The organism is Paenirhodobacter hankyongi (genome assembly GCF_003664585.1).
In the GTDB taxonomy this organism is placed as follows: Bacteria; Pseudomonadota; Alphaproteobacteria; order Rhodobacterales; family Rhodobacteraceae; genus Rhodobacter; species Rhodobacter hankyongi.
Genome location: NZ_RCHI01000002.1, coordinates 193599 through 216133 on the forward strand (window position 1 = coordinate 193599; position 22535 = coordinate 216133).

The window sequence follows — 22535 nt, forward strand, 5'->3', positions numbered from 1 at the left end:
CCCCGAATTCGTGAGGCCGGAAGGAACGGGCGGGCGAGGCGGGCAAGATGTTTCCGGAACGGAGACGATTTTACCCAGTTTCAACGGCTTTCCGTCACATTCTGGCCGGATGTGCAGATTTCTGGTGAGAGACGATCGGTGAACCTGAGAAGCCTATATCGCCTGAGGATGGAGCGCCGGCGACGTCAGCTGCGCGCATTCCGCAAGCGGCGGGAGCTTCGCATCGTCATCGACCGCACCAAGGCGATCGCGCCCTCCGACATCCTCGCCTTCGTCACCTTGCGCAACGAACGCATCCGCCTGCCCTATTTCCTGCGCTATTACCGCAACCTGGGGATCAAGCACTTCCTGATCGTCGACAATGGTTCGGACGACGGCTCGGACGCCTATCTCGAGGCGCAGGAAGACGTGTCGCTGTGGAGCACCGGGGCAAGCTACAAGGCCTCGTCCTTCGGTGTCGACTGGCTGAACCACCTGCTGCGCCATTATGGCACCGGGCACTGGACGCTGACCGTCGATCCGGACGAGTTCTTCGTCTACCCGTTTTGCGACACCCGCCCGATCGAGGCGCTGACCGACTGGCTCGACACCTACGACATCCGCTCCTTCCCGGCGATGCTGATCGACATGTATCCGAAGGGGCCGATCGACGCGGTGCCCTATCGCGAGGGGCAGAACCCGTTCGAGATCGCCTCGTGGTTCGATGCCGGCAATTACACGATCGCGCGCAACTGGTATTTCCAGAACCTCTGGATCCAGGGCGGGCCGCGGGCGCGGATGTTCTTCTCGAAGACGCCCGAGGCGGCGCCCTCGCTGAACAAGATCCCGCTGGTGAAATGGGAGCGAGACTTCGTCTTCGCCTCCTCGACCCACATGCTGCTGCCGCGCGGGCTGAACATGGTCTATGACGAATGGGGCGGCGAGAAGGCCTCGGGCTGTCTGCTGCACGCAAAGTTCCTCTCGCCCCTCACCGCCAAGGTCGCCGAGGAGATGAAGCGGCGCGAGCATTACGCCGGCTCGCGCGAATATGCCGCCTATCAGGAGACGCTGAGCGCCGAGCCGGACCTGTGGACGAAATGGTCCGAGAAATACATCAACTGGCGCCAGCTCGAGATTCTCGGGCTCATGTCGAAGGGCAACTGGGCATGAGGGGTCGGCGGTGACGGTCGGGTTCGTGATGATGTGCCACACGGCGCTGCACCGGGCGGCGCAGGTGGCGCGCTACTGGGCCGAAAGCGGCGCGCCGGTGGTGATCCATGTCGATGCGCGCGTGCCGTCGAAGGAGTATTCCGCGCTCGGCAAGAGCCTCGCCGATCTCGACACCGTCTCCTTTTCGAAGCGCTACAAGTGCGAATGGGGCACCTTCTCGCTGGTCGCGGCGGCGCAATCGGGGGCCGAGCAGCTGCTGGCCCGCCACGCCGACGTGCGCCACGTCTTCCTCGCCTCGGGGTCCTGCCTGCCGCTGCGCCCGGTCGAGGAGCTGGTCGACTATCTCGACGCCCGCCCGCACACCGATTTCATCGAGAGCGTCACCACCGCCGAGGTCGGCTGGACCGTCGGCGGCATCGACATGGAGCGCTTCACCCTGCGCTTCCCGTTCTCGTGGAAGAAGCAGCGCCGGCTCTTCGACCGCTATGTCGATTTCCAGCGCCGCATCGGCGTCAAGCGCCGCCTGCCCGACGGGCTGGTGCCGCATCTGGGCAGCCAGTGGTGGTGCCTGACCCGGCAGACGCTCAGCGCCATCCTCGAAGACCCGGACCGGCCGATGTATGACCGCTTCTTCAAGCGGGTCTGGATCCCCGACGAAAGCTATTTCCAGTCGCTCGCACGGCTCTATGCCACCAGCATCGAAAGCCGCTCGCTGACGCTGTCGAAGTTCGACTATCAGGGCAAGCCGCATATCTTCTACGATGACCACCTGCAGCTGCTGCGCCGCTCGGACTGTTTCGTCGCGCGCAAGATCTGGCCCAAGGCGGACCGGCTCTACGCCACCTTCCTCGCCCCCCGCCCCGCCGTCAGCCCGCCGGCCGAGCCCAATCCGGCGAAGATCGACCGGCTGTTCTCGAAGGCGGTCGAGCGGCGCACCAAGGGGCGGCCGGGGCTTTACATGCAAAGCCGCTTCCCCCGTCAGGACCAGGAAAACGGCAAGACCTCGGCGCCCTACTCGGTGTTCCAGGGATTTTCCGATCTTTTCGAAAACTTCGAAGGATGGCTCGCGAAATACGTCGTCGCCCGCGTGCACGGCCATCTCTTCGGCCACGACAGGGCCGAGTTCGCCGGCGGCGAGACGATGTTCAACGGCTGCCTCTCCGACAGCGCCAGACTGCGCGACTACAACCCGCGCGGCTTTCTCACCAACCTGATCTGGAACGCCCGCGGCGAGCGGCAGTGCTTCATGTATTCGCCGCGCGACAACCAGTCGATCGACTGGTTCACCGCCACCGACCCCAATGCACAGATCTCGGTGATCAGCGGGGCCTGGGCGGTGCCGCTGTTCCGCTCGAACCGCAACTTCCGCGACATCCGGCGCGAGGCGGCGCGGCTGCAGCGGATCGAGACCTATCACCTCGACATCCTGCGCTCGATGTATGTGAAGGCCCGGGTCCGGATCTGGACCATGGCCGATTTCATCGAGAACCCGATGGAGCCGCTGCAGACGATCATCGACGAGATCAGCCCGCGCAGCGCCCGCCGGCTGACCGAGGCGCCGCAGATGGTCGACCTGACCGGCTTCGGCCAGTTCCTGCAGAACCTGAAGAACCAGGGCATGCAGCCGCGCCTGATGGGCGACTTCCCCGTGGGCGACGACCCGCAGCCGAAACACACGCGCCGTGGGCGCCCCTATCTGGTGAAATGAGATGGCCTCCTTCGACAGCTTCGTGATCTTTGCCGAGATGCGCACCGGCTCGAACCTGCTCGAGGCGGCACTGAACCTGCTCGACGGCGTCACCTGCCACGGCGAGGCCTTCAACCCCGCGCTGATCGGTTATCCGAAGAAGACGTCGCTTCTGGGCGTCAGCCGGGCCGAGCGCGACGCTGACCCGATGGTGCTGTGGGACCGCATCCGCAGCGCGCCGGGGCTGAACGGCTGCCGCTATTTCCACGACCACGACCCGCGCGTCCTGCGCGCGCTGCTGGACGATCCGCGCTGCGCCAAGATCGTTCTGACGCGCAACCCGATCGAAAGCTATGTCAGCCTGCAGATCGCCCGCGCCACCGGGCAGTGGAAGCTCGGCGATGCCAAGCACCGCAAGGCGGCGCAGGCACATTTCGACGCCGCGGGCTTCGAGGAACATCTGGCCGAACTGCAGGATTTCCAGGTGCTGCTGATGCACGCGCTGCAGGTCTCGGGGCAAAGCGCCTTCTACATCGATTACGAGGACGCGCAGGATCTCGAGGTGCTGAACGGGCTCGCCGCCTGGCTGGGCGTCGCGGGGCGGCTGAGCGCCCTGCCCTCGAGCCTTGTGGTGCAGAACCCCGAGGCGCTCGAGGCGAAGGTGACGAACTTCCCCGAGATGGAAGCCTCGCTTGCCCGGATCGACCGTTTCAACCTGTCGCGCACCCCGAATTTCGAGCCGCGCCGCGGCCCGAACGTGCCCGGGTTCATCGGCTGCGATGCGGGACTTCTCTACATGCCGCTGCGCCCGGCCTCGGACGGGCCGTTGCGCGCCTGGCTGGGCGGGCTTGGCGCGCTGACCGAGGATTTCTCGCAAAAGACCCTGCGGCAGTGGAAGCGCCAGCACCCGGGGCATCGCAGCTTCACCGTGCTGCGCCACCCGCTTCTGCGCGCCCATCTGGCTTTTGCCGCGGTGCAAAGCTGGAACAACCTGGCCGAGACCCGGGCCGTCTTGCGCGACACCTACAAGCTGCCCCTGCCCGAGGAGGGCAAGACCCTCTCCGCCGCCGACTGGGCCGCGGGGCTCGAGGCCTTCCTCGGCTGGCTGAAGTCGAACCTGAACGCGCAGACGAGCCTGCCGGTGCACACGCTCTGGGCCAGCCAGTCGGCCGCGCTGCAGGGCTTTGCGCAGGTCGCACCGCCCGATCTGGTCGCGCGCGAAGACCAGCTGGCGGACGACCTCGCCTATCTCGCCCGCACCGCCGGACTCGAGGCGCCGGCCTTCGCAGCGCAGGACGGCGACACCGCACCGGTGAAGCTTGCGCAGATCTGGACCCCGTCCCTGGAAAAAGCCGCGCGTGAGGCTTACACGCGCGACTTCATGCAATTCGGGTTTTCGGACTGGAAGCGGGCCTGACTCAGGCCGCCTGCGCACCCTGCGCCGCGGTCAGCACCGCGTGCAGCGCCGCCGGGTCGGTGTTCGCCCGCAGCTTGGCGCAGGTCTCGGCGTTGCGCATCGTGCGCGACACCAGAGCCAGCGCCTTCAGGTGCTCGACCCCGGAATCCTTCGGCGCGAACAGCGCGAAGACGAGGTCGACCGGCTGCCGGTCGACTGCGTCGAAATCAAGCGGCTTTTCCAGCCGCAGGAACACGCCGATCACCGTCTTCAGACCGTGCAGACGCGCATGCGGCAACGCCACGCCATGCCCCACGCCGGTGGGGCCGAGCGTCTCGCGTTCCTGCAGCGCGTCGACGGTCTGGATCGCATCCAGCCCGTAGGCTGAATGCGCGATGTCGCCAAGGTCCTGGAACAGGCGCTTCTTGCTCGTCGCGGTTGCCAGAACCTTGACGGCATCCGGCTTGAGCAATGTCGAAAGATCCATCTGTCCTTTTTCTGCGCCCGCCATGGATCAGACGCTCACTTGCTGTGACGCGGGTCGATCCAGCCGACGTGACCGTCGTCGCGACGGTAGACGACGTTGACCCCGCCATGTTTCTCGTTGCGGAAGACGAGCAGAGGCTTCGAAGCGAGCTCCATCTGCATCACCGCCTCGCCGACCGAGATCGTGGGGACGCGGGTCTCCATCTCGGCGACGATGACCGGGGTGAGGCTTTCGCCCTCGGCCGCCGACTCGTCTTCATCCGAGGCGAGCACATACAGATCCGCGGCGTCGAATTCAACCGGCTCCGAACGTTCCTTGTGGTGGTCCTTCAGGCGGCGCTTGTGGCGACGCAGCTGCTTGTCCATCTTCTCGCGGCACGCTTCGAAGGCCGCATAGACCTCGGTGGCGCGCCCGCTGGCGGAAGCGGTGAGGCCGGTGGACAGGTGGACCGTGGCCTCGCAGATGTATTCATGCGCGTTGCGCGAAAAGACGACAGTCGCATCGGTCGGACGCTGCATGTACTTGTCCACGGTTTCGCCAAGTTCGGACTTCACGTGGCTTTGCAGCGCTTCCCCGATGTCGATCTGTTTTCCGCTGATCTGGTAACGCATGGCTTCTCCTTCACGTCAGTGACCTGCGAGCGGGACAGAACGTCCACGCGGCAGGCTGGTTAAATCCTTGGGGGAACTGCCACATTGCACCCTGGAAGCAAAGCCCCAATGATGCCGTGTTTGAGGCGGCGCGGTCGCTCGGGAAGGGGGGCGGTGTTCACGCATTTGTCTCATTTGGGAACGGAACGGCGGGGGTGTCAACGGGGGACCTACGCCGCGGCGCAGCACCGGTCAGCTGATCCGGAAATTCTCGCCCAGATAGACCCTGCGGACGTTCTCGTCGCGCACCACCTCGTCGGTGGTTCCGGACATCAGAACCTGCCCATCGTGCAGGATATAGGCCCGTTCCACGATCTCCAGCGTCTCGCGCACGTTGTGGTCGGTGATGAGCACGCCGATGCCACGTTCCTTGAGGTGCGACACCAGAGCGCGGATCTCGCCGACGGCGATCGGATCGACGCCCGCAAAGGGTTCGTCGAGCAGCAGATATTTCGGGTCGGCGGCGAGGCAGCGGGCAATCTCCACCCGGCGCCGCTCGCCCCCCGACAGCGCCAGCGCCGGCGCCTGGCGCAGATGCGCGATCGAGAAGTCACCCAGCAGCTCCTCGAGCCGCTCGCGCCGCCGGTGCGGCTCGGGCACGGCGATCTCGAGAATGGCCATGATGTTCTGCTCGACCGTCAGGCCGCGGAAGATCGAGGCCTCCTGCGGCAGATAGCCGATGCCCATCCGGGCGCGGCGATACATCGGCAGGCCGGTGGCCTCGCGGCCGTCGATCGTCACCTTGCCCGAATCGGGGCTGATCAGCCCGGCGATGGCGTAAAAGCAGGTGGTCTTGCCCGAACCGTTCGGGCCGAGCAGCGCCACGACCTCGCCGCGATCGAGATGCAGCGACACGTCGCGCAGCACCAGCCGCTTGCGATAGCTCTTGCGCAGGTTGACGACGCGCAGCCCGCCTGCCTCGGCCGGCGCCTGCAGGCCGAGATCCGCCACCGGATCGAGGTCGTTCATTTCTTCGTCTCCGGCTGCAGGATGGTACGCACCCGCCCGTCCATCTGGCCGGTGCCGGTCTTCAGATCGACGGTCAGCTTCTGGCCCGACATCACGTTCTGGCCCTGCGTCAGCAGCACGTCGCCGGTCATCACCACATTCGAGGCGGCGACGTCATAGACCGCCTCCTTCGCTTCGGCGGCCTCGGTGGGCGACACCAGCGTCACCCCGCCGGTCGCATGCATGCGGTTGATCTTGCTGCGGTCCTTGGGGTCGTATTCGACGCTCACCACGGCCGCCTTCAGCCGCATGCCGCCCTGTACCACCAGCACATTGCCGGTGAAGGTGGCGGTGCCGTCGGTCTGGTTCACCGCAAGACTGTCCGCGGTCACCTCGACCGGGGCCTTGGCATCGGCGCGGATACCGCCAAGCGCGATCTGCTGGGCAAGGACCGGCCCGGGCAGAAGACCAAGGCACAGCAGGGCGAGAACGGCGGGCAAACGCATCGGAACCTCTTTATTGCGGCTGATATATCAGCTTCACGCCGCCGTTGAAAACCAGATCATAGGGCGTCTCGGGGGTGGCGCGGGTCATCTGCATCGCGCCCGAGGTGATCGTGCCATAAGGCGCCTCGGCCGAGACCGCCCCGGGCGCCACGACGCTCGAGCGGTCGGTCGCCATGTCGACCGCCGCCGTGCTCATCCGGTAGCCGGTCGAGGTCTGCAGCGCGACGCCCTCGCTCAGGTGGATCTGCTTCGACTGCGGGTCGATCACCCCGGCCTTCGCGGTCAGATCGGCGACCACCCCGCTTTTCGCCTCGAGCTTGGCAACGATCGCCTGGGCGCTGGCCCCCGACCCGCCCTTGGCATCGGGAAAGGCGGTCTTCGCCTTCACCGTGATCGAGGCGCCATCCTCGGTCAGGCCCGAATATTCGGGCATGGTCAGCCGTGGCTCGTTCGCGAGCTCGGTCACGTCGACATTGGCATAGGGCGTCGCGGTGGTCGGATCGACCTTGTCCGAAAACAGGAACATCGTCGACAACAGCGCCAGCGCCGCCAGCGGCAGCGCGACCTTGGCCAGGGCCACAAGCCGCGAATGGCGGTTGTCGAACACCATCAGACCACCCCGGCGCGCAGGCAGTCGTGGATATGCAGGATGCCGACCGGGCGGCGCCCGTCGACGGCGAAGAGACAGGTGATCTTGCGCTCGTTCATCAGCGCCACCGCCGCCTCGGCCAATGCGCCGGGCGCGATGGTGCGCGGGTTGCGCGTCATCACCTCGGCCGCCGCGTGATCCAGAAGCCCCGCCATGTGGCGCCGCAGGTCGCCATCGGTGATGATGCCGATCAGATCGCCGCGCGAGTCGGTCACGCCGACGACGCCGAAGCCCTTGCGCGAGATTTCCAGCAGCACCTCGGACATCGGCGTCGCCTCGCCGACCAGCGGCATGTCGTCGTGCATCAGGTCCGCCACCTTCGACAGCCGCGCGCCCAGCTTGCCGCCCGGGTGGAAGGTGCGGAACATCTCGGGGGTGAAGTGCCGATGCTCCATCAGCGCCACGGCGATCGCGTCGCCAAGCGCCAGGGTCATCGTCGTCGAGGTGGTGGGCACCACACCCGAACCGCAGGCCTCGGGCGCCTGCGGCAGCACGAGGGCCACGTCCGACTGCCGCAGCAGCGTCGACTCGGGCCGGCTCGCCACGCCGATCAGCGGGATCGAGAAGCGCCGGGTATGCGCGATCAGGTCGGCGAGCTCCGGCGTCTCGCCCGAATTCGACAGCACCAGCGCCACGTCGTCGCGGGTGACCATGCCAAGGTCGCCGTGGCTGGCCTCGGCCGGGTGGACGAATTGCGCCGGCGTGCCGGTCGAGGCGAAGGTCGCCGCGATCTTGCGCGCGATATGACCCGACTTGCCCATGCCCGAGACGATCACCCGGCCCTTCGCCTGCAGGATCGTCTCGACCGCGCGGGCAAAGCTGTCGTCAAGGCTGGCGGCGAGTGCCGTCAGCCCCTCGGCCTCGATCGCGATGACCTTGCGCCCGGTGGCCAGATACTCAGTGGTGGAAGAGGTCATTGGGCTCGTCCCATCCCATCAGGTCGAGCCGCGCGCGCGTCGGCAGGAAGTCGAAACAGGCCTGCGCCAGCTCGGTCCGGCCCTCGCGCGCCAGCCGCTTCACCAGCTCGGCCTTCAGCGCGTGCAGGTAAAGCACGTCCGAGGCGGCATAATCGAGCTGCGCCGGGGTCAGCTCGGCCGCGCCCCAGTCCGAGGTCTGCTGCTGCTTCGAGACATCGACGCCCACCAGTTCCTGCAGCAGGTATTTCAGCCCGTGCCGGTCGGTGAAGGTGCGCACCAGGCGCGAGGCGATCTTGGTGCAGAACACCGGCGCCGTCACCACGCCAAAGGCGTTGTACAGCGCGGCGATGTCGAAACGGCCGAAATGAAAGAGCTTTTCCACCGCCGGATCGGCCAGCATCGCGCACAGCCGCGGCGCCTCGGTCTGCCCCTTGGCGATCTGCACCAGATGCGCATTGCCGTCGCCCGAGGACATCTGCACGAGGCAGAGCCGGTCGCGCCGCGGGTCGAGCCCCATCGTCTCGGTGTCGATCGCGACCACCGGGCCGAGGTCGAGCCCCTCGGGCAGGTCGTTCTTGTGCAGATGGATGGCCACGCCTGTCCCCTTCGATGCTGTCGAGCGAGATATAGGCCGTATCAAGCGCCTTTGCCACCGGACCGCAAGGGCGCGCCGGCATGAAAACCCCGTGACCGGCAGCTTCCGGCCGCAGCCGCACTGCGGGGCCCGGACAATGTCATTCAAATCGGAAGCAAAGACCGCCGTTGCGCCGCAATCCGCTCAGCCCCCGTTAACGGCGACAGGCGCAGAATGGACCCTGGCGAACACGGGGGATCGCGCGATGGCGGAGATCAGGCTCACCCATCTGGGCACCGAGACGGCGGCGGGCGACACCTGGCTCGAGGGAATCACCGATCTCGTGGTCGAGCAGGGGCCGGACGGGCCGCGCATCCTCTCCGTGACCCGGCCCGATGGCGGGCTTGGCCTTGCCGTGTGGGAGCTTGACGCAGGAGGCGACGGGCTCGACCTCGTCAGCCGGAAGCCGATCGCGGGGGCGGCCACCGTCGGGGTCGAACCGACGATCGAGGTGGTTTCCTTCGACGGCGAGAGCGAGGTGGTCACCCTGACCGGCGTCGGCAGCAGCGGGCTGACCGGGGTCGAGATCGACGACGCGGGCCGCCTTGGCGCCAGCACCCGCAGCTTTGCCACCGCCGCCCTGCCCGAAGGCCTCTCCGAGATCGAGCTGGTCGAGGTCGGAAGCCGCCGCTTCGTCTTCGGCGCGGTGCATGGCTCGGACGGGCTCGAGCGCTGGCAGGTCGGGGCGGATGGCACGCTTGGCAACCATGTCACCCTCGCAAGCGGGGCAATCGGCGGCGCCACCGGACTCACCTGCCTCGAGCAGGTGCAGATTGACGGCACGCCCTTCCTGCTCGCGGGCTTCGATGGCGCCACGGCCTTTGCCGCCTATTCCGTCGGGCCGAACGGCACCGTCACCCAGACCGGCCGGCTCGACGTGACCAGCGGCCTTGGCATCGCGGGCGCGGTGCAGATGCAGACGACGACGGTCGCCGGCGTCACCTATGCGGTGCTGACCGGCGCCACCTCGAACAGCCTGAGCGTGGTCGAGATCACCGCGACCGGTGCCCTCGTCGCGCATGACCACGTGATCGACGATCTGGGCACCCGCTTCGCCAATGCCTCCCACATCGCGATCACCGAGGTGAACGGACAAAGCTTCATCGCCGTCAGCGGCTCGGACGATGGCGTCAGCCTGTTCCAGCTGCTGCCCGGCGGCTATCTGCTGCTGCTCGACACCATGGCCGACAGCGATGCGATGACGCTCGACGCGATCTCGGCGCTGGCGATGACCGCGACCGACGAGGCGGTGCAGATCCATGTGGCAAGCGGCACCGAGGCCGGGATCACCACGCTCGAGGCGACGCTCGGCCCGATCGGCGCGACACTCCTCGGCAGCCACGGCGCCGACACGCTGTCGGGCGCGGCCGCGGGACGCAACGTGATCGACGGCGGCGCCGGCAACGACCGGATCGAGGCCGGCAGCGACGGCGCCGTGCTGATCGACGGGGCGGGCACCGATACGCTGATCGGCGGCGCCGGCACCGACATCTTCGTGCTGTCGCCCGACGGGATGCATGACGTCATCACCGGCTTCGACCTCGCCACCGACCGCATCGACCTGTCGCTCTGGCCGATGCTGCGCTCGGTCTCGCAGCTGACGATCACCGAGACCGCGACCGGCGCCACGATCACCTTCGGCCGCGAGAGCCTGACCATCGTCTCGCGCGATGGCCGGCCGATCGGTGCTGCGGCGCTGGCGGCGGATGGCATCATCAGCATCGCCCATTACCTGCCCGAAGACCCGACGGACACCACCGGGCCAGAGCCCCCCGGCACGGTCTCGGTGATTCTGGGCGACGATCAGGCGAACAGCCTCGCCGGAGGCGCCGGCGCCGACCGCCTGGAAGGGCGCGGCGGCAACGACACGCTGATCGGCGGCGCCGGAAACGACCTGCTGATCGGCGGGGCGGGGGCGGACAGCATGGTGGGCGGACCGGGCTGCGACCGGTTCTGGGTCGATAATCCGAATGACGTGATCGTCGAGGCGGCGGGCGCGCCCGGCGTCGACACGGTGCTGAGCCGCGTCACCTACCGGCTGAGCGCCGGCGCCGATGTCGAGAACCTCACCCTGCTCGGCACCCGCGCCCTGAACGGCACGGGCAATTCGCTGGCGAATGTGATCACCGGCAATGTCGGCGACAACGCGCTGGCCGGCGGGGCGGGCGCCGACACCATCTTCGGCGGCGCCGGCGACGACACGATCTGGGGCGGGACCGGCGCCGACCGGATGGTGGGCGGCTCAGGGTCCGACCGCTTCTTTGTCGACAATCCGAATGACGTGGTGGTCGAGCTGCCCGCCTGGGCCGGCCGCGACACCGTCGTCAGCAGCGTCAGCTTCCGCCTCGGCGCCACCACGGCGATCGAGAACCTGACACTCACCGGCACGGCCGATCTGCAGGGCTTCGGCAATGCGCTGGCGAATGTGTTGGCCGGCAACACCGGTAACAACCTGCTCGTCGGCGGGGCGGGCGCCGACACCATCTTCGGCGGCGCCGGCGATGACACGATCTATGGCGGCGCCGGCATCGACCGGATGACCGGCGGCCCGGGGTCCGACCGCTTCTTCGTCGACACCCCGAATGACGTGGTGATCGAACTTCCCGCCTGGGCCGGCCGCGACACCGTCTTCAGCAGCGTCAGCTATAGGCTTTCCGCCGCGGTCGAGGACCTGACGCTCACCGGAACCGCCGATCTGCAGGGCTTCGGCAATGCGCTGGCGAATGTCCTGACCGGCAACACGGGCGACAACCGCCTTGCCGGTGGCGCGGGCGACGACACGCTGATCGGGGGCGACGGCAACGACACGCTGGCCGGCGGCGCCGGTGCCGATACGTTCCTGTTCGACACCGCACCGGATGAGGACACCGTCGACACGATCGTCGATTTCGAACCGGGGCGCGACCGGCTGGTGCTGCGCATGGCCGTCTTCACCGGCATCGGTGCCGGGCGGCTCGGCAATGCGCTTTTCGCCGAGGGCACCGAGGCGCAGGACGCCAATGACCGCTTCTTCTACGATCACGACAATGGCGCGCTCTGGTATGACCCGGATGGCACTGGCGACATCCGGGCCCAGCTGGTGGCCGAGTTCACCACCCACCCGGATCTCGATGCGGCCGACATCTTCGTGGTCTGAAGCCCGGCGCCGCCCTCCCGTTCCGGACCGAACCACGCAGTGGACGCGACGAAACCGGCCAGAAAACCTCGGAAATGGCGCAAGTCGGTGCCGTTTTCGGCGCAATTCCCCTCCCAAATGCGGCAGCCGGATGCTAGCCCTTTGGGGGACGCCGCATTTGTCCGGCCGACACTGATCTTGCACAACGGGTCATTGAACACATGTCTGGAAGAAAAATTGCCGTTGCCGGCATCGGCTATGTCGGCCTTTCCAATGCGGTTCTGCTGTCGCAGCGCAACCGCGTCCGCGCCCTCGACGTCGACCCCATGCGGGTCAAGCTGTTGAACGATCGCAAGAGCCCGATCATCGACACCGAGCTCGAGGCCTATCTCGCCGAAAAGCCGCTCGACCTGACCGCGACCACCGACCCCGCCGTGGCCTTCGAGGATGCCGAGTTCATCATCGTCGCGACGCCGACGAACTATGACCCGCACACCAACTATTTCGACACCTCCTCGGTTGAGACGGTGGTGAAGGAGGCGCTTGCGATCGCGCCCGCGGCAACCATCGTCATCAAGTCGACGATCCCGGTGGGCTATACCCGCCGGCTGAACGCCGAGCTTGGCACCGACCGGATCATCTTCAGCCCCGAATTCCTGCGCGAGGGCCGCGCGCTTTACGACAACCTGCACCCTTCGCGGATCGTCGTCGGCGAGCGGTCGGAGCGGGCCGCGGCCTTCGCCGGTCTGCTGAAGGAAGCCGCGCTCGACCCCGATGTGCCGGTGCTGCTCACCGATTCCGCCGAGGCCGAGGCGATCAAGCTCTTCGCCAATACCTTCCTTGCGCTCCGCGTCGCCTATTTCAACGAGCTCGACAGCTATTCGCTGGCGCATGGGATGGACACGCGGCAGATCATCGACGGCGTCTGCCTCGATCCGCGCATCGGCCGGCATTACAACAACCCGTCCTTCGGCTATGGCGGCTATTGCCTGCCGAAAGACACCAAGCAGCTTCTGGCGAATTACAGCCATGTGCCGCAGAACCTGATCAGCGCGATCGTCGATGCGAACCGCACCCGCAAGGATTTCATCGCCGATCAGATCCTTGCCAGGAAGCCGAAACGCGTCGGCGTCTACCGGCTGGTGATGAAGGCGGGCTCGGACAATTTCCGGCAAAGCTCGATCCAGGGGATCATGAAGCGGATCAAGGCGAAGGGCGTCGAGGTCATCGTCTATGAACCGGCGATGAAGGAGGCGGATTTCTTCGGCTCGCGGGTGACGCATGACCTGGCCGAGCTGAAGGCCTCGTCCGATCTGATCCTGGCGAACCGGATGGTGCCCGAACTCGGCGACGTCGCCGACAAGGTCTTCACCCGCGACCTCTTCGGCGCCGACTGAGGTCGCCCGAAAGCAAAAAGGGGCAGCCCATCGGCTACCCCTTTTGTATTTTCAGAACGATCCGAAATTTCGGGAAGATCAGAGGCTCGCGTCCAGCGCGGCGATGATCTTGGCGCCCATCTCGGTGGTCGAGACCGGGGTGCCGCCCTCGGGGCCCATCAGATCCGCGGTGCGCACGCCATCGGCCAGCACCTTCTCGACCGCCTTCTCGAGACGGGTGGCCTCGTCGCCCTGGTCGAAGCTGTAGCGCAGCGCCATCGCGAAGCTGAGGATGCAGGCGATCGGGTTCGCCTTGCCCTGGCCGGCGATGTCGGGGGCCGAGCCGTGCACGGGTTCGTACATCGCCTTCGGCCGGCCGTTCGCCATCGGCGCACCGAGCGAGGCCGAGGGCAGCATGCCGAGCGAGCCGGTCAGCATCGCGGCGCAGTCGGACAGGATGTCGCCAAAGAGGTTATCGGTCAGGATCACGTCGAACTGCTTGGGCGCACGCACCAGCTGCATCGCGCAGTTGTCGGCATACATGTGGTTCAGCGTGATCTCGGGGTATTCGGCGTCGCGGATCGCGGTGACGACCTCGCGCCACAGGATGCCCGACTCCATCACGTTCGCCTTCTCGACCGAGGTCACGCGGTTGTCGCGGCGCTTGGCCAGCTCGAAGGCCGAGCGGGCAACGCGGGCGATCTCGCTTTCGGTGTAGCGCTGCGTGTTCAGGCCGACGCGCTCGCCGTTCTCCTCGAAGATGCCGCGCGGCTGGCCGAAATAGACGCCCGAGGTCAGCTCGCGCACGATCATGATGTCGAGCCCGGCGACCACGTCCTTCTTCAGCGAGCTGAAGTCGGCGAGCGCGTCGAAGCACTGCGCCGGACGCAGGTTCGCGAACAGGTCCATCTCCTTGCGCAGGCGCAGCAGGCCACGCTCGGGCTTCACCGAGAAGTCGAGCACGTCGTATTTCGGGCCGCCCACGGCGCCCAGCATGACCGCGTCCACTTCCTGCGCCTTGGCCATGGTCTCGTCGGTCAGCGGCACGCCATGCGCGTCATAGGCGGCACCGCCGACGAGATCCTCGGTCACGTCGAAGGCAAGGCCGCGCTTGTCGCCGTACCAGGTGATGATCTTCTTCACCTCGTCCATGACTTCGGGGCCGATGCCGTCGCCGGCAAGGATCAGGATAGAGGGGTTCGACATGCTTTCCTCCCATAGAAAAAAGGGTTGCAAGCGGCCTAGCGAATGCCCCGCCCGGGGTCAAGCGCGGCCCCTCTCAGGGCAGGGAAATATCGACCCAGACAAGGGCGCGGCGGGGCGCGGTCTCGCCCGCCTCCGGCCAGATCACCCCCGCGCCGGTGACGCGCAGATCGGCCGAGGGCATGATGTAGTGAAGCCGAAGCGGCGCGCCATAGAGGGCCGTGGCCGTGCCCTGCGCGCCCTCGGGGCGCGGGTCCTGCAACCGCGGGTCAGCGAGCAGCGCCACCAGCGCATCGCGCCGCCCCTCGCCCGCCACCTGGTCGATATCAGCATCCCCCAAGATCGCGAAGGGTGCGAGCGGCGGAGGCACCGGCAACGCGCCGTCGAGATAGCGCAGCCAGAAGGCCGTCTCGTCGCGGTTGCGCCTGCCGTTGCGGTCCTCGGGCCCGTCGAAGAGCGGCGGCGTCGCGGCGAAGGCCAGCAGGTGCAGATCCCGCCCCGAGGGCAGCGCGACCGGCACATCCCAATGCCCGGTCGAGGACAGCCGCTGCACCGCCCGCGCCGCAGGCGACAGCCCGGCGCCGTCGATCAGGCTGCCGGGCAGATCGGCCCAGAGAAAAGCCGAGAAGTCGCGCGCGGCCTCGGTCCGCAGCGGCAGGCGCGACAGCAGCGCCATGCCGCCCTGCCCGGTGAAGCGGCCATAGCCCTGCGCGTCGCGCGGCTCGCCCATCCGGCCGTTGCCGTCAAGGTCGAGCCAGCTTTGCACCCCGGCATTCGGGCGGGGCGCGTAGCGATGGGGCAAAACCAGCCCGGCGGCGTCGAGGGCCGCCGAAAAGGCCGCAAGCGCCCGCCCGTCGTGGTCCCAGTCAAAGCCTGTCAGCAGCAGAACGTCCGGCCGCGCCCCGGCGATCAGCGCCGCCGCCGCCGTCACCTGCGGATCGCCCGTCTCGATGTCGGCCAGCAAGAGCCCCGGCCCGCGCCGGCTCAGCCCCGCATCCCAGGTGGCGAGCCGCAGGCTCTCGGCCGCGGCCGGCGCGGCCAGCAGGCACAGCGCCGCGATCAGGCCGGCAGCAGACCGGTGGCCCCCGCCTCGCGGCGCTTGTCCTCGATCATCTGCGCGATCCGGCCGACCGCGATACCGCGCATGAAAAGGCTTGCCGGAAGGAATGCCCATGCCGTCACCACCCAGATCATCGTCAGCGGACTGTCGAGCGTGACCGGTGAGACCGCGACGGAGACCGCCTTGATCACCACCGGCACGAGGAAGGGCAGAAGGAAGCCCAGCGAGATGTTGAACCAGGCGTCGCGGCGCAGCCGCTCGACCACATCGGCGCCCGCCGTCGGCTCGAAGGTGGGCAGGTTCACCCAGACGTTGAAGCTGCCCTGCGACTTCGGCCAGCCAAGCGCGCGGATCGTCACCACGAAATAGCCAAGCGCGATCAGCGCCGTCATGTAGGCGATGCCGGCGGCGGTGCGCAGCGCCTCGACACGCGCGGCGGGGGCGTCCTCGGGCAGGATCAGCACCAGAAGCCGCACCGGGCTGTAGGGGATGTCGACCGAGCGCGCCATCATCGCGCCGAGCACATAGACGAATTGCGACAGCGTCGAGGGCTCGATCTGCGCAAGCGCCGTCACCGAAAGCAGCGTCACCATGGCGAAAAGGGCGGTGAAGCGGATGCGGTTGTAGGGCGGGGCGTCGCGGAACTCGATCAGGCCGGGATAGACCGAGGCATATTCGAAGAAGGTGATTGCGGCGGCAAAGAAGGAGACGAGGGCGACGATCTGCGTGGCATCGTCGCTGACGACATGCAGCGTCATCGACGGGATGGACACCACCAATGCCACGAGCAACGCCCGCAGCAATGCGCCTGCATAGCGAGAAACCACGATACTGCCCTTTGCCTTCCGCGCCCCCGATCGAATGCCGGGGTTTCGCCGTCTGGACCCGCCAATTGTGACGGACTGCCTCAATATTGCCTTGATTTTGTCCATTTTTGCCTCGGCTGGCAATGTCTGGTTAACCAATGGCGCGACAATCGGGCGATTTGGTGAAGGAACTGGTGCCGCATTGCATCAAATCCGGCGCAAAAATAAGGCCGCCTCGAAAGGCGGCCTTCATCTTGTGTTTCAAGGGCTTGCAGCCACTAGACCGGATCAGACCCAGGGGCGCGACTGCGCGGCCTGCGCCTCGAATGCGTCGATCGCCGCGACCTTTTCCAGCGTCAGCCCGATGTCGTCGAGGCCGTTCAGCAGGCAGTGCTTCTTGAACGGGTCGATCTCGAAGGGAATCACCACGCCGTCCGAGGTGGTGATCTCCTGCGCCTCGAGATCGACGGTCATGCGCGCGTTCGATCCCTTCTCGGCATCCTTCATCAGGATGTCGACCTGCTCTTGCGGCAGAACGATCGGCAGCATGCCGTTCTTGAAGCAGTTGTTGAAGAAGATGTCGGCGAAGGAGGTGGAGATGACCGCCTTGATGCCGAAATCGGCCAGCGCCCAGGGCGCATGCTCGCGCGAGGAGCCGCAGCCGAAGTTGTCGCCGGCGACGAGGATCTCGGTCGCGCGATACTGCGGCTTGTTCAGCACGAAGTCGGGCTTTTCGGTGCCGTCGAGGTTGTAGCGCATCTCGTCGAAGGCATGGACGCCAAGCCCGGTGCGCTTGATCGTCTTCAGAAAGCCTTTCGGGATGATCATGTCGGTGTCGATGTTGACCAGCGGCATCGGCGCCGCGATCCCCGTGAGTTTCGTGAACTTCTGCATTTCAGTTTTTTCCGATTTTCTTGAGCTCAAGGCCCAGAGCAATGAGAGAGGAGCCGATCACCACCAGCTCGACCGCAAGCAGCGTGCCAAGCAGGATCGGGCTCGAGTCCGGAACGGTGAACAGGATGAACAGGCCCAGCCCGCCGGAGATCACCCCCGACAGCAGCATCGCCCAGAAGGTCGAGCTGCCGCTGAAGGCGAAGGCGACGATCAGCCGCCCGATCCCCGAGACGAGGAACAGCGCCCCCACCACGATCGTCAGCGAGACGAGACCGGCGAGCGGGTTCGCCAGGATCCAGACGCCGACGACGAGATCGAGCAGGCCGAAGCCCATCAGCCAGCCGCGCGCCGGGATTGTCTTGTCCGAGAACCCGGCCCAAAGGGCGAAGACACCGCTGAACAGGAACAACCAGCCCACGAAGACCGCCACGGCAAGCGAGGCGGGCAGCGGGAACAGGATCGCGACCAGCCCGCCCAGAAGGGCGAGCGTGCCGGCGACGAAAAGGGAAGTCGTGCCTTTCATGGGTCCACTCCTGTGAGGTTTGCCGAAAGCTTACCCCATCCGTCCGCTGTTCACATCAGTTCCCGCACGTCGGTCAGGTGGCCGGTGATCGCCGCCGCCGCGGCCATCGCCGGCGAGACGAGGTGGGTGCGGCCGTTGCGGCCCTGACGGCCCTCGAAGTTGCGGTTCGAGGTCGAGGCGCAGCGCTCGCCCGGGCTCAGCTGGTCCGGGTTCATCGCGAGACACATCGAGCAGCCGGCAAGGCGCCATTCAAAGCCCGCGTCGATGAAGATCTGCGCCAGGCCTTCCTCTTCCGCCTGCAGCCGCACGAGGCCCGAGCCCGGCACGACCATGGCGCGCATGCCGTCCTTGACCTTCTTGCCCTTCACGATCTCGGCCGCGGCGCGCAGATCCTCGATCCGGCCGTTGGTGCACGAGCCGATGAAGACGGTGTCGATGGCGATGTCGGTCAGCTTCATGCCAGGCGTCAGCCCCATGTAGTCGAGCGAGCGCTTCGCCGCCTCGACCTTGCCGCCGTGGAAGTCCTCGGGCGAGGGCACCACGCCCGAGATCGGCAGCACGTCCTCGGGCGAGGTGCCCCAGGTCACGACCGGCTCGATCTCTTCGCCCTTCAGCGTGACGACCTTGTCGAAATGCGCGCCCTCATCGGTGAAGAGGGTCTTCCACCAGGTCAGCGCGGCCTCGAACTGCGCGCCCTTCGGCGCGTGCGGACGGCCCTTGATGTAGTCGAAGGTGGTCTCGTCGGGGGCGATCAGGCCGGCGCGCGCGCCACCTTCGATCGCCATGTTGCACACCGTCATCCGGCCTTCCATCGACAGATCGCGGATCGCCTCGCCGCAATATTCGATGACATGGCCGGTGCCGCCGGCGGTGCCGGTCTTGCCGATCACCGCAAGGGTGATGTCCTTGGCGGTGACGCCCGGACGCAGCTTGCCGGTGATCTCCACCTTCATGTTCTTCGATTTCTTCTGGATCAGCGTCTGCGTCGCCAGGACGTGCTCGACCTCCGAGGTGCCGATGCCATGGGCGAGCGCGCCGAAGGCGCCATGCGTCGCGGTGTGGCTGTCCCCGCACACCACGGTCATCCCCGGCAGCGTCCAGCCCTGCTCAGGCCCGACGATGTGCACGATGCCCTGACGGATATCGGAGACCGGGTAGTAGTTGATGCCGAAATCCTTGGCGTTCTTGTCGAGCGCCTCGACCTGGATCCGGCTTTCCTCGTTCTTGATCCCCTGCTCGCGGTCGGGGGTGGTCGGAACGTTGTGGTCGGGAACGGCGATGGTCTTTTCCGGCGCGCGCACCTTGCGGCCGGCCAGACGCAGCCCCTCGAAGGCCTGCGGGCTGGTCACCTCGTGCACGAGGTGGCGGTCGATGTAGAGCAGGCAGGTGCCGTCGGCGTCTTCGGAAACGACGTGGGCATCCCAGATCTTGTCATAGAGGGTCTTCGGAGCGGACATGGCTCTCTCTTTCGATGGCTTGTAACGGATCGGGCGGGCGGTCGGGCAAAGGGCGCGGCCGCGGGCGACAGGGGCGCAAAAGGCGCCCCCGCGCCGACATCAAAGTCGGGCGAGGATGGAGCGGCTTTCGCCGTAGAAGCGCTCTTTCAGCCGGGCGCGGTCATCCATGTCGAAAACGGTGATCATGCCCGGCGATATAGGCGATCCCCTGCTCCCAGGCAAGAAAATCTCGCCCCGCCGCAGCGCAGCAAGGGCCGCAGGGGTTGACAATCGGCACCAAATCGCAGAGCCGGCTCGGATTGCGCGCTCCGATCGGTTGAGATTTCAGGGGCGCGATGCTACGTTTTTGTCATGCCCCGCGCCGGGGCGGAGGCGGCGCGCGAACCTTCGGAGGACAATGTCCTGTCTCATCTCTCACTCGCGTCCGGTGTCTCGGACGCAAAGGCGGCACCCATGAGCACGAAGCTCGCCGGGGCCGACCCCACGAGCGACCAGATCCTGGCGCGCGTGATCTCTTCGCTCGAGGACGACAAGGCCGAGGACATCATCACGATCGACCTGCGCGGCCGGTCGTCGATCGCGGATTACATGGTGATCTGCTCGGGGCGCAGCTCGCGGCAGGTCGGCGCCATCGCCGAGAAGCTGGTCGAGCGGCTGAAGGAAGACTTCGGGCGCAACAGCAAGATCGAGGGCAAGGACCAGGGCGACTGGGTCCTGATCGACACGCAGGACGTCATCGTCCACGTGTTCCGCCCCGAGGTGCGCGAGTTCTATCAGCTCGAGAAGATGTGGATGCCCTCGGGCGCCCACGTCTGATCCGGCGATGAAGGTGACGGTCTGCGCGGTCGGCCGGCTGCGCAAGGGGCCCGAGCTCGACCTGATCTCCGATTATCTCGAACGGTTCTCCAAGGCCGGGCGGTCCTACGGGCTGGGCCCGGCCTCGGTCGTCGAGGTCGAGGACAAGAAGAACCTCGGGATGGAGGCGGAGGCGGTCCTGCTCAAGCGTGCGATCCCGGCCGGCGCGGTGCTCGTCACGCTTGACGAGCGCGGCGATCTGCTCACCTCGCCCGAGTTCGCGGCGAAACTCGCGGGCTGGCGCGATGCCGGGCGCGATCTGGCCTTCGTCATCGGCGGCGCCGACGGCATCGCCCCCGCCCTGCGCGCCAAGGCCGACTGGTCGCTCAGCTTCGGGAAGATGGTCTGGCCGCACATGCTGGTGCGGGTGATGCTGGCCGAACAGCTGTATCGTGCCGGCCAGATCCTCGCCGGCACGCCCTATCACCGCGCCTGAACCTCAGGCCGGCAGCAGCCCCCGCCCGCGCATCGCCTCGATCATCATCGCCCCGCATTCCGCGGTGGCATGAATGCCGTCCTCGGCCATCAGGTCTTCCGGCAGGAAACCATCCTCCCCGGCAAGATCGTCGGCCGGGTCATAGACCGTCAAGCCGAGGCCACGCAGATCCTCGGTGATGATCCTCTGGAAGCTGTCGTAATTCGGCCGGTCATGCACCCGCGGCGGCACCACGACGATCAGCGGCGTCAGCCGGGCAAGGCGGCGCAGCAGCCGGAAATGCCGCCGGCGGTAGTGCTGCACATAGTCCTGCGTGAAGGCGCGCGAGGCGGTCAGCCCTTCGGTGATCCCGGGGGCATCCTCCTCTTGCACCTGATGGCCGTTCCAGCCGAAGGGCGGCACCAGCCGGCCAAGGTGGAAGCCCACCGTGGTCAGTACCGGAATCCCCGAAGCAAAGACATCCACGACCCCCAGCTTCTCGCGCAACGCGCGCAGCTGGCCGGCGGCCCGCGGAATACCCCGCACCTCGAGCCCGTTCTCGCCCAGTGCGAAGCGCTGGTCGTGCCAGCCCGCGCCCGAGAATTGCAGCTCTTCCGCCGCCAGGCCAAGCATGTCGGCGCCCTGCCTCAGCGCGATGGCGTGGCTGTCGCCAAGGATCAGCAGCGCGGGCTTATCGCTCATTGAAGGTCTCCAGCAGCATTTCCTCGCAGACCAGTTCCTCGGCCTGCATCTGCGCCTCGGCCGCGGCGCGACCGGCATCGGGGGCCGCGCCCGCGCGCCGTGACGGCGCCGACAGGTCAAGCCCGGCGAAGAAGTGCCGCATCACCAGGTCGACGCCGTCATGGGCGATGGCGCGCATGTTCGGCTCGAAGAAGGTGGCGCGCGACGAAGGGGCGGCGATGATCTCGTAGGAGGGGAAATAGTCGACCTGCGCATGGCTGCGCGCCATGTCACCCGCCACCGCCCGCAGCACCGATTTCGAATATTGCGTGGCGACAAGGACATGATCGCCCGAGGCGGTCGCGACCAGCGGCACCGGCGAGACGGTCAGCAGCACGTGCAGATCCGGGTTCATCTGCCACATGATCGCCAGCGCCGCCTCGAGATCGCGCAGGATCTCGGGATAGGTATAGTTGTGGAAGGCATGCACCCCCTCGTCGAAGGTGCCGACGCCAGTGCCCGGACAGATCGAATAGCTCTGCCCGGTCGCGGTGTTGATCCAGCCCTCGGTCAGGCCGAGGGTGAAGACCAGCACGTCCGCCTCGGTGATGCAGCGGGCAAAGGCGCGGGCGGTCGAGGCGACCGAGGCCTCGGCCTCCTTGCGCGACACGAACCCCTGCGGCTCGATCTTCGGGCGCAGCATGTCATGCACGAGGCCCTTCTCGTCGGTCCAGTATTCGATGCTGTCCGTGCCCGCCGCACCGCTCGCCAGCCGCGCCCAGAGCAGCAGCTGCGCCGCGGTGTAGATATTGCCGGTACGCGCCGAGAACACGCCGTAATTGTATTTCTGCGCCAGCTCCGGCGGGGTGCGCCCCGGCGCCGGCTCGGCGTTCAGCCAATTCATCTTGCGGCTGATCAGCGCGCGGCTGATGTGCTGGGCAAAGCAGGAGCCGAAGGTGGCGAATTGCGCATCCGCGGGCAGCGTCCAGGCCGAGGACCAGAGCTGCGACAGGCCGAAAAGACCCGCCTCGGCGACGCCCGTGCGCCAGAAGGCCTTTGCCGGCAAATGCCGGTAAGGGTTGTCGGATTTCTCGCCCATTCTGCCCTGCCGAAAACACTGAACTATC

Annotated in this window: 22 protein-coding genes; 7 read left to right on the forward strand and 15 right to left on the reverse strand. The window is 66.9% G+C overall.

What is annotated here, in order from left to right:
- The first annotated feature begins 168 nt into the window (after positions 1–168).
- Genes DYS74_RS02905 through DYS74_RS02915 form a run of 3 tightly spaced genes read left to right on the forward strand, consistent with a single transcriptional unit; the run spans position 169 to position 4253 of the window.
- Positions 169–1149 (forward strand): glycosyltransferase family 2 protein, encoded by a 981-nt coding sequence (locus DYS74_RS02905; RefSeq protein ID WP_121530734.1) that lies wholly within the window; start codon positions 169–171, stop codon positions 1147–1149.
- 10 nt (positions 1150–1159) lie between these two features.
- Positions 1160–2857: a DUF5927 domain-containing protein gene (locus DYS74_RS02910; RefSeq protein WP_121530736.1), complete on the forward strand. Its 1698-nt coding sequence runs from the start codon at positions 1160–1162 to the stop codon at positions 2855–2857.
- Between the two features lies 1 nt (position 2858).
- Positions 2859–4253 (forward strand): nodulation protein NodH, encoded by a 1395-nt coding sequence (locus tag DYS74_RS02915; protein ID WP_121530738.1) that lies wholly within the window; start codon positions 2859–2861, stop codon positions 4251–4253.
- 1 nt (position 4254) lies between these two features.
- Here DYS74_RS02915 and DYS74_RS02920 read toward each other — a convergent pair whose 3' ends face one another.
- The 7 genes from DYS74_RS02920 to DYS74_RS02950 form a co-directional block, all read right to left on the reverse strand.
- A complete protein-coding gene (locus DYS74_RS02920) occupies positions 4255–4719 on the reverse strand; it encodes a PTS sugar transporter subunit IIA (RefSeq protein WP_121530740.1) in 465 nt (154 codons plus the stop codon).
- Positions 4720–4754: 35 nt separating this feature from the next.
- On the reverse strand, positions 4755–5330 hold the full coding sequence (gene hpf, locus DYS74_RS02925) for a ribosome hibernation-promoting factor, HPF/YfiA family (protein ID WP_121530742.1): 576 nt from the start codon (positions 5328–5330) through the stop codon (positions 4755–4757).
- 231 nt (positions 5331–5561) lie between these two features.
- Positions 5562–6338: an LPS export ABC transporter ATP-binding protein gene (gene lptB / locus DYS74_RS02930; RefSeq protein WP_121530744.1), complete on the reverse strand. Its 777-nt coding sequence runs from the start codon at positions 6336–6338 to the stop codon at positions 5562–5564.
- A complete protein-coding gene (gene lptA / locus DYS74_RS02935) occupies positions 6335–6823 on the reverse strand; it encodes a lipopolysaccharide transport periplasmic protein LptA (protein ID WP_121530746.1) in 489 nt (162 codons plus the stop codon). The genes lptB and lptA overlap by 4 nt, the downstream gene beginning before the upstream one ends.
- A 10-nt stretch (positions 6824–6833) precedes the next feature.
- Complete coding sequence (locus DYS74_RS02940) at positions 6834–7433, reverse strand: hypothetical protein (protein ID WP_121530748.1); 600 nt, start codon at positions 7431–7433, stop codon at positions 6834–6836.
- Positions 7433–8389 carry a KpsF/GutQ family sugar-phosphate isomerase gene (locus DYS74_RS02945; RefSeq protein WP_121530750.1) on the reverse strand — a complete coding sequence of 319 codons (957 nt, stop codon included), beginning with the start codon at positions 8387–8389 and terminating at the stop codon, positions 7433–7435. Before DYS74_RS02945 ends, DYS74_RS02940 begins: the two co-directional genes overlap by 1 nt.
- Positions 8370–8984, reverse strand: coding sequence for a ribonuclease D (locus tag DYS74_RS02950; RefSeq protein ID WP_121530751.1), 615 nt, complete (start codon positions 8982–8984; stop codon positions 8370–8372). The genes DYS74_RS02945 and DYS74_RS02950 overlap by 20 nt, the downstream gene beginning before the upstream one ends.
- A gap of 244 nt (positions 8985–9228) precedes the next feature.
- On the opposite strand from DYS74_RS02950, the gene DYS74_RS02955 reads away from it, so the two are divergent.
- Positions 9229–12159: a calcium-binding protein gene (locus DYS74_RS02955; protein ID WP_121530752.1), complete on the forward strand. Its 2931-nt coding sequence runs from the start codon at positions 9229–9231 to the stop codon at positions 12157–12159.
- Positions 12160–12359: 200 nt separating this feature from the next.
- Positions 12360–13535, forward strand: coding sequence for a nucleotide sugar dehydrogenase (locus DYS74_RS02960; RefSeq protein WP_121530754.1), 1176 nt, complete (start codon positions 12360–12362; stop codon positions 13533–13535).
- A 78-nt stretch (positions 13536–13613) separates the two neighbouring features.
- Here DYS74_RS02960 and leuB read toward each other — a convergent pair whose 3' ends face one another.
- The 6 genes from leuB to leuC all read right to left on the reverse strand — a co-directional run bounded on the left by leuB (position 13614) and on the right by leuC (position 19457).
- The gene (leuB, locus tag DYS74_RS02965) at positions 13614–14720 is read right to left on the reverse strand and encodes a 3-isopropylmalate dehydrogenase (protein WP_121530756.1); all 1107 of its coding nucleotides are present in this window, start codon (positions 14718–14720) and stop codon (positions 13614–13616) included.
- 73 nt (positions 14721–14793) lie between these two features.
- The gene (locus DYS74_RS02970; RefSeq protein ID WP_183077435.1) at positions 14794–15891 is read right to left on the reverse strand and encodes an endonuclease/exonuclease/phosphatase family protein; all 1098 of its coding nucleotides are present in this window, start codon (positions 15889–15891) and stop codon (positions 14794–14796) included.
- The gene (locus tag DYS74_RS02975; protein WP_121530758.1) at positions 15777–16604 is read right to left on the reverse strand and encodes a hypothetical protein; all 828 of its coding nucleotides are present in this window, start codon (positions 16602–16604) and stop codon (positions 15777–15779) included. Before DYS74_RS02975 ends, DYS74_RS02970 begins: the two co-directional genes overlap by 115 nt.
- A gap of 267 nt (positions 16605–16871) precedes the next feature.
- Positions 16872–17477, reverse strand: coding sequence for a 3-isopropylmalate dehydratase small subunit (gene leuD, locus DYS74_RS02980; protein WP_121530760.1), 606 nt, complete (start codon positions 17475–17477; stop codon positions 16872–16874).
- Between the two features lies 1 nt (position 17478).
- The gene (locus tag DYS74_RS02985) at positions 17479–18000 is read right to left on the reverse strand and encodes an HdeD family acid-resistance protein (protein ID WP_121530762.1); all 522 of its coding nucleotides are present in this window, start codon (positions 17998–18000) and stop codon (positions 17479–17481) included.
- Positions 18001–18050: 50 nt separating this feature from the next.
- Positions 18051–19457, reverse strand: a complete 1407-nt coding sequence (gene leuC / locus DYS74_RS02990; protein WP_121530764.1) for a 3-isopropylmalate dehydratase large subunit — start codon at positions 19455–19457, stop codon at positions 18051–18053.
- A gap of 453 nt (positions 19458–19910) precedes the next feature.
- On the opposite strand from leuC, the gene rsfS reads away from it, so the two are divergent.
- A complete protein-coding gene (gene rsfS / locus DYS74_RS03000) occupies positions 19911–20273 on the forward strand; it encodes a ribosome silencing factor (protein WP_121530766.1) in 363 nt (120 codons plus the stop codon).
- Positions 20274–20280: 7 nt separating this feature from the next.
- Positions 20281–20748 (forward strand): 23S rRNA (pseudouridine(1915)-N(3))-methyltransferase RlmH, encoded by a 468-nt coding sequence (rlmH, locus tag DYS74_RS03005; RefSeq protein ID WP_121530767.1) that lies wholly within the window; start codon positions 20281–20283, stop codon positions 20746–20748.
- A 3-nt stretch (positions 20749–20751) separates the two neighbouring features.
- Here rlmH and DYS74_RS03010 read toward each other — a convergent pair whose 3' ends face one another.
- Together DYS74_RS03010 and DYS74_RS03015 are read right to left on the reverse strand one after the other, a co-directional pair.
- A complete protein-coding gene (locus DYS74_RS03010) occupies positions 20752–21429 on the reverse strand; it encodes a hypothetical protein (RefSeq protein WP_121530769.1) in 678 nt (225 codons plus the stop codon).
- The gene (locus DYS74_RS03015; protein ID WP_121530771.1) at positions 21419–22507 is read right to left on the reverse strand and encodes a GSCFA domain-containing protein; all 1089 of its coding nucleotides are present in this window, start codon (positions 22505–22507) and stop codon (positions 21419–21421) included. Before DYS74_RS03015 ends, DYS74_RS03010 begins: the two co-directional genes overlap by 11 nt.
- Positions 22508–22535 lie beyond the last annotated feature (28 nt).

What these genes read in the sequence shown, in the direction of transcription:
- DYS74_RS02905 (WP_121530734.1), top strand. Translation starts at nt 169, where the DNA reads ATGGAGCGCCGGCGACGTCAGCTGCGCGCATTCCGCAAGCGGCGGGAG.
- DYS74_RS02915 (WP_121530738.1), top strand. Translation starts at nt 2,859, where the DNA reads ATGGCCTCCTTCGACAGCTTCGTGATCTTTGCCGAGATGCGCACCGGC.
- DYS74_RS02920 (WP_121530740.1), bottom strand. Translation starts at nt 4,719, where the DNA reads ATGGATCTTTCGACATTGCTCAAGCCGGATGCCGTCAAGGTTCTGGCA.
- hpf (WP_121530742.1), bottom strand. Translation starts at nt 5,330, where the DNA reads ATGCGTTACCAGATCAGCGGAAAACAGATCGACATCGGGGAAGCGCTG.
- lptB (WP_121530744.1), bottom strand. Translation starts at nt 6,338, where the DNA reads ATGAACGACCTCGATCCGGTGGCGGATCTCGGCCTGCAGGCGCCGGCC.
- lptA (WP_121530746.1), bottom strand. Translation starts at nt 6,823, where the DNA reads ATGCGTTTGCCCGCCGTTCTCGCCCTGCTGTGCCTTGGTCTTCTGCCC.
- DYS74_RS02940 (WP_121530748.1), bottom strand. Translation starts at nt 7,433, where the DNA reads ATGGTGTTCGACAACCGCCATTCGCGGCTTGTGGCCCTGGCCAAGGTC.
- DYS74_RS02945 (WP_121530750.1), bottom strand. Translation starts at nt 8,389, where the DNA reads ATGACCTCTTCCACCACTGAGTATCTGGCCACCGGGCGCAAGGTCATC.
- DYS74_RS02955 (WP_121530752.1), top strand. Translation starts at nt 9,229, where the DNA reads ATGGCGGAGATCAGGCTCACCCATCTGGGCACCGAGACGGCGGCGGGC.
- DYS74_RS02960 (WP_121530754.1), top strand. Translation starts at nt 12,360, where the DNA reads ATGTCTGGAAGAAAAATTGCCGTTGCCGGCATCGGCTATGTCGGCCTT.
- leuB (WP_121530756.1), bottom strand. Translation starts at nt 14,720, where the DNA reads ATGTCGAACCCCTCTATCCTGATCCTTGCCGGCGACGGCATCGGCCCC.
- DYS74_RS02970 (WP_183077435.1), bottom strand. Translation starts at nt 15,891, where the DNA reads ATGGGCATTCCTTCCGGCAAGCCTTTTCATGCGCGGTATCGCGGTCGG.
- leuD (WP_121530760.1), bottom strand. Translation starts at nt 17,477, where the DNA reads ATGCAGAAGTTCACGAAACTCACGGGGATCGCGGCGCCGATGCCGCTG.
- DYS74_RS02985 (WP_121530762.1), bottom strand. Translation starts at nt 18,000, where the DNA reads ATGAAAGGCACGACTTCCCTTTTCGTCGCCGGCACGCTCGCCCTTCTG.
- leuC (WP_121530764.1), bottom strand. Translation starts at nt 19,457, where the DNA reads ATGTCCGCTCCGAAGACCCTCTATGACAAGATCTGGGATGCCCACGTC.
- rsfS (WP_121530766.1), top strand. Translation starts at nt 19,911, where the DNA reads ATGAGCACGAAGCTCGCCGGGGCCGACCCCACGAGCGACCAGATCCTG.
- rlmH (WP_121530767.1), top strand. Translation starts at nt 20,281, where the DNA reads ATGAAGGTGACGGTCTGCGCGGTCGGCCGGCTGCGCAAGGGGCCCGAG.
- DYS74_RS03010 (WP_121530769.1), bottom strand. Translation starts at nt 21,429, where the DNA reads ATGAGCGATAAGCCCGCGCTGCTGATCCTTGGCGACAGCCACGCCATC.
- DYS74_RS03015 (WP_121530771.1), bottom strand. Translation starts at nt 22,507, where the DNA reads ATGGGCGAGAAATCCGACAACCCTTACCGGCATTTGCCGGCAAAGGCC.